This window comes from Actinomycetospora sp. 2LY8.5, assembly GCF_057180585.1.
In genome coordinates this window covers 181,705-188,964 of the sequence record NZ_JBXUHE010000009.1, presented here as the reverse complement: position 1 = coordinate 188,964, position 7,260 = coordinate 181,705, and the positions used below count along the sequence as shown (strand labels likewise).

Genomic DNA, 7,260 nt, shown 5'->3' with positions numbered 1-7,260 from the left:
GACACCTGACGGGGGTCGACCTGCTCGAGCAGGGCGCCCAACGCCGCACCGGGCGGGGTGGTGGCGACACCCTCCGGCAACGATGCGAACACCTGTTCGAACACAACCCCAGACTAGCGCCACCCCCGACAACGAGGCCCGCACCGGAGAAGACCAGGGCGCGTCGCCGCAGTAGGTCGGAGTCAGAGCTGGATCGCCGCCAGGACGACTCCGCCGGTCCACGACCCACACCGGGATCGTGAGCCGGGCCGGCTCACGACGTGGGAGACACGCCCTAGCTAGCCGAGGAATGCGTTCCGGCGACCCGCGAGCAGGCGGTAGAGGGTCTGCTGGATGTTCTCGCGCACCTGGTCGGTCAGGTTGAACACCAGCATCGGGTCGTCGGCCGCGCCCGGCTCGTAGGCGTCGGTGGGGATCGGCTCGCCGAACTCGATGTACCACTTCGAGGGCAGCGGCACGAGGCCGAGCGGCCCCAGCAGCGGCCAGGTCGGGGTGATCGGGAAGTACGGGAGGCCCAGCAGGCGGGCGAGCGGCCCGAGGTCGCCGATCTTCGGGTAGATCTCCTCGGCGCCGACGATCGAGCAGGGCACGATCGGCACGCCGCAGCGCAGTGCCGCCGAGACGAAGCCACCCCGCCCGAACCGCTGCAGCTTGTAGCGGTCGGCGAAGTCCTTGCCGATGCCCTTGAACCCTTCGGGCCAGACGCCGACGAGCTCGCCGGACGACAGCAGGGCCTCGGCGTCGGCGTTGCAGGCCAGCGTGTGCCCCGCCTTGCGCGCGGCGGCGCCGACGCCCGGCAGGCCGAAGACGAGGTCCGCGGCGAGCATCCGCAGGTGGCGGGGCACCGGCAGGTCGTCGTGGGCCGCGACCGTGGTCATGAGGGCGTCGAGGGGCAGCGTGCCGGAGTGGTTGGCCACCAGCAGCGCGCCGCCGGAGAGCGGCACGTTCTCGGTGCCGATGGTCTCGACCCGGAACCAGTGCTCGTAGAGCGGGCGCAGGAGCGGCATCACGACGTGCTCGGTGAGGTCGCGGTCGAAGCCGAAGTCGTCGACGGTGTAGCGGCCGGTGACGCGCCGCTGGAGGAACTCGCCGACCTCGGCGACGCGCGCCTCGAGGTCGCTGGGGCCTTCGGGTGCCGGCAGGGCGGCGAGCTCGCCGCCGGTGTCGACGGCGTCCACGACTCCGTCCCCCGTCTCGCCCGGCTCCACGCCCCGCGCGGCCGCGGTGCGTTCCTGCAGGGACCCCACGCCCGGGCGGCTCGCCCGTCGCGGCGCGGGGCGCGGGCGGGGTCGCGGGCGTCCGCCGTCGGAGCGCAGCGGGATCACCCGGGCCTCGGGCATGACGTCACCTCTGGTGGAACGCGGAGCGGACGAGCGGTCGGGTCGGGCGGGCCGGTCAGGCGCCGGAAGGCAGGGCACGGGCCACGGCGAGCGCCGCGTCCTGGGCCCGGCCCCACGTCGCCGGGTCGATCACCGGGCGCAGGTTGCGCCCGGCCACGAAGTCGTCGAACGCCTGGACCGTCGTCCAGCGCGGGGTGAAGCCGAACTCCTCCTGCAGCTTCGTCGTGTCGACGACACGGCCGAAGTTCAGCAGGCGCAGCTGCTCGGGCGAGAAGTCCACGAGCCGGGCACGCCGGGTGAAGCGCCCGACGAGCGGCACCGCGGGCTGCGGGACCGGCAGCGGGATCCGGCCCGCGCGGCGGATGGCCTGGGAGAGCATCAGCACCCCGGCCGCGCCGACGTTGAACACACCGGGAAGGTCCTGCGCCGCCGCCCGCTCGAGCACCGCGACCGCGTCCTCCTCGTGCAGCAGCTGCACCCGGGCGTCGTAGCCCATCACCACCGGTACCACCGGCAGGGAGAAGTACCGGACGAAGGACGTGTCGATCCGCGGCCCGATGAGGTTGACGAACCGCAGCGTCGTCACCGGGATGTCGGGACGCCGCCGCGAGAAGCTCCGGACGTAGCCCTCGATCTCGACGGCGTCCTTGGCGTAGCCACCGGGCGGGATGGCCTTGGGCTCGGTGGTCTCGGTGAACGTGGCGGGGTCACGCCGACTCGCGCCGTAGACGGCGCTCGTGGACTTGACCACCAGGCGCCGCACCGTGTCGGAACGCTGGCAGGCGGCGAGGAGCTGCATCGTCCCGATGACGTTCATCTCCATCATCATCGAGCGGCCGCCGGCGTGCGCCGGGTTGCCCGAGAGCGACGCGTGGACGACGGTGTCGACCTTCGCCGTGGAGATGACCTTGCCGATCAGCGGGTTGCGGATGTCGACCCGCACGAACTCCGCGCGTCCCATCCGCCGCCGCATCTCGCGCGACGGCGGCGTCGTGTCGACCCCGAGCACCCGCTCGATCGACGGGTCGGCGGCGAGCCGTGCCGCCAGGTGGCCGCCCAGGAAGCGGCTGACCCCGGTGACGAGAACGACGGACGGCGCCTCCGACATGAGCTGGCATCTCCTGCGGTCTCGCGGACGGGCGGGCCCTCCCGGCGAGGAGCCGGGGCCCGGCCCTACTTGCCGAGCTTGCGACGCTGCACGCGGGTCTTGCGCAGCAGCTTACGGTGCTTCTTCTTCGACATCCGCTTGCGACGCTTCTTGATGACCGAACCCATAGGAAACCTCTCGTGAACCGCTCTTGATGTCAGCAGGCGACCGTCCGGTCGCAGACACACCACCGTACCGGCCGTCGACGTGACGGCCGGTGTGGAGGGTGCGGCGATCGTCTCGCCGCAGCCGGCCTATCCCGCGTCGAAGTAGGAGCCGCGCAGGTACTCGTGGACGGCGTCCTCGGGCACCCGGAAACTGCGGCCCACCCGGACCGCAGGCAGCTCGCCGTTGTGCACCAGCCGGTACACGGTCATCTTCGACACCCGCATGGCGGCGGCGACCTCGGCGACGGTCAGGAACTGCACCCTCGCCAGGTTGTCTCCGTCCGCCCGCCGCGGGCCGGGGCCCGTCGTGTTGTTGGGCATGGGTCTCACGCCTTTCGAGCACAGGCCGTGCCGCCGGGCTTCCCCTCCCGACGGTTCGACACGCCGTGCTGTGCGGGTGAGGGTAGCGGGACGCGTGTGACGTCTGGTTCGACCTCACCCGCTCGTGCGGCGGCCGTGCAGGCTGGCGCGTCAAGCGTCCACGCCGTGACCACCCGACACGATCTCGTCACGACGAACGGAGCCCTACGGTCGCCCGCCGCGCTCACCCGTCCTGGCGCTCACCCGTACAGGCGCTCACCCGTACAGGCGCCCACCCGTACAGGCGGTCACCCGTACTGCTGGCCGAGCGCCACCGAGCGGTCGCGGGCGGCGGTGACCGCGCGAGCCAGCGCCGCGCGCAGCCCGTCGGCCTCGAGCGAGGAGAGCGCGGCGGCCGTGGTGCCGCCGGGCGAGGTCACGGCCTCACGCAGCAGGCCCGGATGCGGCGCCGCCCCCTCGCGTCCGTCGCTGCCCGGGGTGGTCAGCAGGCCGCCCGCGCCTTCGACGGTGGCGGTCACCAGCTCGGTCGCCACCGGGCGCGCCAGCCCCAGCGTCACCCCGGCCTCGATCATCGCCTCGACGAGCAGGAACACGTACGCCGGCCCGGAGCCCGACAGCGCGGTCGCGAGGTCCTGCTGCGCCTCCGGCACCCGCACCGTGCGCCCGACCGCCGCGAGCAGGTCCTCGGCCGCCGCGAGCTCCGCCTCGCCCGCCGCGGCCCCGGGCGAGAGCACACACATCGCGCGGCCGACGAGCATCGGGGTGTTGGGCATGACGCGCACGACCGCGGTGTCCGCGGGGAGCCGGGCCTCCAGCGCCGCCGTGGGGATGCCCGCGGCCAGCGAGATCACGGCCGGGCGGTCGGCCCGTTCCGCGAGGACGTCGCGGACCTGGTCGAGCGCGGCGGGCACGTCGGCCGGCTTGACCGCCACGACGAGCACGTCGGCGCGGCGCGCGGCCTCGGGCGCGTCGACGCCCGCGACCCCGTAGCGGCCGGTGAGCTCGGCGGCCCGGGCGGCGGCGGTCTCGACGACCAGCAGCGACCCGGGGTCGCGCCCGGCGGACACCAGCCCGCCCAGCAGCGCCTCGCCGATCTTCCCGCCACCCAGCACGGCCACCGTCGTCATGGCCGCGATCCTGCCCCAGCCCTCAGACGGGAGACCGGGGCAGGTCGGTGCCGAGGTGCAGGCGCGCGAACAGCAGCGACTCGGCGAGCGCGTCGAGCCGCTCGTTGCGGGAGCGGGCCCGCCGGGTGCTGATCTCGACCACGACAGTGCCGCCGAAGCCCGAGGCCCCGAGACGCCGGCACACCTCGGCGCACGGTTGCGTGCCGCGTCCGGGAACGAGGTGCTCGTCGCGGTCGAGGCCGGTGCCGTCACCGAGGTGCAGGTGCACCAGGCGGTCGCCCATGCGCTCGAGCAGCTGCAGGGCGTCGTCGCCGGCGGTCGCGGTGTGGGAGAGGTCCAGGGTGTACCAGCGCGCACCGGGACGCGTCGGGTCGTGGCCCGGGGTGTAGCTCGACCACCGCAGCCGCCCCCGGCGCAGCGGGAACATGTTCTCCATCGCGATGCGCACGCCGTGAGCGCGCTCGAGCTCGTCGACCTGACGCGTCAGCCCGTGGGCGTAGCGCCGTTGCCAGCGGAAGGGCGGGTGCAGCACCACGGTGGCGGCACCGAGGCTCGCGGCCAGCACGGCGCTGCGGCGCAGGCGCTCGGCCGGGTCCGGCGTCCACACGCGCTGGGTGATCGCGAGGCACGGCGCGTGCACCGCGAGCACCGGCATCCCGGTGCGCTCCGAGGCGCGGGCGACCGACGCGAGCCGCTGGCTGTCCGGGTCGGTCCAGACCATGAGCTCGACGCCGTCGTAGCCCAGCTCGGCGGCGATCTCGAAGGCGGAGTCCATGTCCTCGGGGAACACCGACGCGGTCGACAGCGCGACGGGCGGGCCCCCGCGGGGGGACGGGCGGGAAGCCACGGATCAGCGGCTCAACAGCACGATCGCGGCCGGGGACACCGTCACGACCAGTCCGACGACGACCGCCAGCACGGTGGTCTGCAGGTCGTCGGAGCGCCGCAGCGCGCGCACCCCGAACACGAGCCCGGTGGTCGCGGCGGCGGCGAGCACGAGCGCGATGACCGGCTGCTCCTGCCACAGGTAGGAGAAGACCGTCCACAGCACGGCGCCGAGCAGCGCGCCGAGCACGAGCTGCACGATCATGACCGCCCAGTCGCGCGCCGCGCTGCGCGGCGCCTCGCGCTCCTCGTCGAGGTCCTCGTCGTCCTCGTCCTCGTCGGCGTCGACGTCGGAGAAGCGCGTGCGACCGGGGGCACGCCCGAGGCCCGCGGGGACATCGTCCGGCCCGTCGTCGTTGCGGTCGTCGAGATCGTCGTCGCGGAGGTCGTCGTCGTGCAGGTCGTCGTCGAGGTCGGGACGCGCCATCGCCGACGCCGCGGTCGGCGGTCCGCCGTCGGCGGGCCCGCCCCGGGGCGGAGGTGCACCCGGCGGCATCGGGGCCGGCGAGGCGGCGGTGGACGGGCCGCCGTCGCCCACGCGCGCGGCGGGCACACCCGGGCCGGCGCCCTGGAACGGGCCCTGCGGTGCCTGGGGCCCCGGGGGACGTGGCGGGCCACCGAACGCCCGGGTGCCGGTGACCGGGGGCGCGGTCTGCTGGGGAGCCTGCTGCGGTGGCGGCGGGGGCGCGGGCGGGCCGGGCGGGGGTCCGGGCGGGGGTCCGGGCGGCGGCATCGGCGGCGCGGACGGGGCCTGCGCACCGGCCCACGGGTCGCGGGGCGGGTACTGCTGCCCCGCGTCGTAGCCGCCGCCGTAGCCCTGACCGTCGTAGGTCGGGTTGCCGTAGCCCTGGCCGTCGTAGCCGGCGCCGTAGGGGTCGTAGCTCGTGCCGTAGGAACCCTGGCCTGCGCCGTACCCGCCGTACCCGCCGTACCCGCCGGCGTCGTGACCCCCGGCCCGGTACGCGGTGGAGGCGCCGTAGCCGCCGGTGTCGTAGCCCCCGGTGTCGTAGCCGCCGGTGTCGTAGCCCCCGGTGTACCCGCCGGTGTCGTAGCTCCCGGTGCCTCCACCGGTGTCGTACCCGCCGTTCGTGGAGGTGTCGTACGGACCGGGTTCGGGCGCGCGGTAGGGCTCCGGTGCGGCGCTCTCGGCCGGCTCCTCGGAGCGGCGGCGCCGGGCCTGCTGGGACTCCGCGCTGTAGGCCGCCAGCAGCTCGGCCACACTGCGCTGGGTTCCTGGTCGGGGCCCGTCGTCCCTGTTCACGCCACCTACCGTGCCTCGTGCAGTGTCGGTCGTCCAGTCGCGAGGGGACCGTCGGTCGACAGCATCCCACCGCCCGGCTGGAGCTGGTCGAGACGACCGAGGATGATCCCCTCGCGCAGCGCCCAGGGGCAGACCTCGACCTCCTCGAGGCCCAGTGCCGTCATCGCCTCGTGCGCGACGATCGCGCCGGCCACGAGCTGGTGGCTGCGGCTGGCGGACACGCCCTCGAGCTCCGCGAGGTCGGACGAGCTCATGCGGGAGATGAACGCCACGACCTGACGCAGGCCCGCGGCGCTGAGCCGCCGCCGCACCCGGGGGCCGGCGCTGCGCGGCGCGGCGCCGGTGAGGCGGGCCAGCGAGCGAAAGGTCTTGGACGTGACCACCGCGCGGTCCGGCGCGCCCTCGCCGAGCAGCGTACTCGCGGCCGGGGCCAGCACCTCGTGGGCGTACTCGGTGAGCGACTTGAGCTCGCTGCGCTGCGGCGGGTCGGTGGTGAACCAGTCGCGCGTCAGCCGGCCGGCGCCCAGGGGCACCGAGATCGCGTGCACCGGCGCCTCGTCGCGCCCGACCGCCATCTCCAGCGAGCCGCCGCCGATGTCGAGCACCAGCAGGTGGCCCGCGGACCAGCCCAGCCAGCGCCGGACGGCGAGGAACGTCAGCGCCGCCTCGTCGGGACCCGAGAGGACCTGCAGGTCGACCCCGGCCTCCTCGCGCACGCGCTCGAGCACGGCGGGCGAGTTGGAGGCGTCGCGTACCGCGGACGTCGCGAACGCGAGCAGGTCTTCGCAGCCCAGCTCGATGGCCTGCGCCCGCGCCTGCGCCGTCGCTTCCACCAGCGCGTCGGCGCCCGCGTCCTCGAGCCGGCCCCCGGTGAGGTGCTCGGCGAGACGCAGCGCCGTCTTGGTGGAGTGGGTCGGCGTCGGATGACCTCCGCGCTGGGCGTCCACCACCAGCAGGTGAACGGTGTTCGACCCCACGTCCAGCACCCCGAGTCGCACGGGCGGCAGTCTAA

The 7,260-nt window shown here is 74.7% G+C and carries 8 protein-coding genes; all 8 read right to left on the bottom strand.

Annotated features, from left to right (window positions below; genetic code table 11):
- Nucleotides 1-278: 278 nt before the first annotated feature.
- On the bottom strand, nucleotides 279-1,340 hold the full coding sequence (locus tag AC2A1K_RS13940) for a lysophospholipid acyltransferase family protein (RefSeq protein ID WP_483896897.1): 1,062 nt from the start codon (nucleotides 1,338-1,340) through the stop codon (nucleotides 279-281).
- A 55-nt stretch (nucleotides 1,341-1,395) separates the two neighbouring features.
- Nucleotides 1,396-2,448 carry an NAD-dependent epimerase/dehydratase family protein gene (locus tag AC2A1K_RS13935; protein WP_483896896.1) on the bottom strand — a complete coding sequence of 351 codons (1,053 nt, stop codon included), beginning with the start codon at nucleotides 2,446-2,448 and terminating at the stop codon, nucleotides 1,396-1,398.
- A 65-nt stretch (nucleotides 2,449-2,513) separates the two neighbouring features.
- Complete coding sequence (locus AC2A1K_RS13930; RefSeq protein ID WP_010241351.1) at nucleotides 2,514-2,615, bottom strand: 30S ribosomal protein bS22; 102 nt, start codon at nucleotides 2,613-2,615, stop codon at nucleotides 2,514-2,516.
- A gap of 126 nt (nucleotides 2,616-2,741) precedes the next feature.
- A complete protein-coding gene (locus AC2A1K_RS13925) occupies nucleotides 2,742-2,915 on the bottom strand; it encodes a helix-turn-helix domain-containing protein (protein ID WP_274234950.1) in 174 nt (57 codons plus the stop codon).
- A 347-nt stretch (nucleotides 2,916-3,262) separates the two neighbouring features.
- Complete coding sequence (gene proC / locus AC2A1K_RS13920) at nucleotides 3,263-4,102, bottom strand: pyrroline-5-carboxylate reductase (RefSeq protein ID WP_483896895.1); 840 nt, start codon at nucleotides 4,100-4,102, stop codon at nucleotides 3,263-3,265.
- 22 nt (nucleotides 4,103-4,124) lie between these two features.
- Nucleotides 4,125-4,877, bottom strand: a complete 753-nt coding sequence (locus tag AC2A1K_RS13915) for a sugar phosphate isomerase/epimerase family protein (RefSeq protein WP_483896902.1) — start codon at nucleotides 4,875-4,877, stop codon at nucleotides 4,125-4,127.
- A gap of 75 nt (nucleotides 4,878-4,952) precedes the next feature.
- Nucleotides 4,953-6,248 (bottom strand): hypothetical protein, encoded by a 1,296-nt coding sequence (locus AC2A1K_RS13910; RefSeq protein WP_483896894.1) that lies wholly within the window; start codon nucleotides 6,246-6,248, stop codon nucleotides 4,953-4,955.
- Nucleotides 6,249-6,253: 5 nt separating this feature from the next.
- Entirely contained in the window at nucleotides 6,254-7,246 is a 993-nt protein-coding gene (locus AC2A1K_RS13905) for a Ppx/GppA phosphatase family protein (protein ID WP_483896893.1), read from the bottom strand.
- Nucleotides 7,247-7,260: the final 14 nt, after the last annotated feature.

What these genes read in the sequence shown, in the direction of transcription:
- AC2A1K_RS13935 (WP_483896896.1), bottom strand. Translation starts at nt 2,448, where the DNA reads ATGTCGGAGGCGCCGTCCGTCGTTCTCGTCACCGGGGTCAGCCGCTTC.
- AC2A1K_RS13915 (WP_483896902.1), bottom strand. Translation starts at nt 4,877, where the DNA reads ATGGACTCCGCCTTCGAGATCGCCGCCGAGCTGGGCTACGACGGCGTC.
- AC2A1K_RS13940 (WP_483896897.1), bottom strand. Translation starts at nt 1,340, where the DNA reads ATGCCCGAGGCCCGGGTGATCCCGCTGCGCTCCGACGGCGGACGCCCG.
- proC (WP_483896895.1), bottom strand. Translation starts at nt 4,102, where the DNA reads ATGACGACGGTGGCCGTGCTGGGTGGCGGGAAGATCGGCGAGGCGCTG.
- AC2A1K_RS13930 (WP_010241351.1), bottom strand. Translation starts at nt 2,615, where the DNA reads ATGGGTTCGGTCATCAAGAAGCGTCGCAAGCGGATGTCGAAGAAGAAG.